General features: G+C 55.3%; 1 protein-coding gene. It reads right to left on the bottom strand.

The window, feature by feature from the left end:
* Window positions 1–447, bottom strand: a 447-nt coding sequence (locus NS334_RS16995) for a fumarylacetoacetate hydrolase family protein (RefSeq protein WP_193753164.1), incomplete at its 3' end; no start/stop codon positions are given.
* Between the last annotated feature and the right edge of the window lie 352 nt (window positions 448–799).

Below are 799 nucleotides of genomic sequence, written 5' to 3'. Positions count from 1 at the left end.
GACGTAACCGAAGATGTAGTCGGCTGCGGCGGCAGCGCTGTCATCTTTCGCTTCCCGCCCGATCACGATTGCCAACTCGACTTCCCAGTCAAGTTTCACGTTCTGATTAGGACCACGAGAGATCGGATCGAAGGGTCCCGTCAGTGAGCTGATCGCCTTCAAGAACACCTCAGGTTCCGTCGGCGGCTTCATCTTGAATTCTTCGATGTGCTTCTTGTAGTTGAAGCCCGTCGCCGCGATCTGCCGAATGCCATCGATTGGCGCCAGGTATGTGACGTCACCGGCGATCGGAGAGAGGCGAGAGGTATCGACATTGATTAAAGCACCTCCAGCTATCGCGTCCGGGTTGATGTCGGAAACAATGGGCCGCAGGTCGAGGTGCTCACTACCTTTCAGAATTACCGGAACGGCGCCTTTGTCTGTTAGTACACGCGCGAACTGTTGCATCGTCGGTTCTCCGTCACTTTGTCGGTTAAAGTACACATCGAGATATCCGACCTACCAACGCGGCCAACCTCCGTCTCCCCCGAACGAACGATATTGTCGCGAAAACACGGCACCTGAAGACGAAGCCGAGTCTGTCGCCGACCACTTCGCTAGGCCGATACGCCTGCTGTCGCCCACCGTCGGCACAGCCTGCAAATTGAGTCTCATCGTTTGCGAACGAAGAACGCACGCGATCTTCGGACGGGATTCTGTCGACGCAAACATGTCCAACCGCTCTTTCCGTTCTTTTGCGAAAGACCAGCAACTATTCCTCTTGCAAGTAGACAAACCTGACCGCAACCGCCCTTTCGAA

This window comes from Sphingomonas endophytica, assembly GCF_001476895.1.
GTDB lineage: Bacteria > Pseudomonadota > Alphaproteobacteria > Sphingomonadales > Sphingomonadaceae > Sphingomonas > Sphingomonas endophytica_A.
This window is presented reverse-complemented; position numbering and strand designations above follow the sequence as displayed.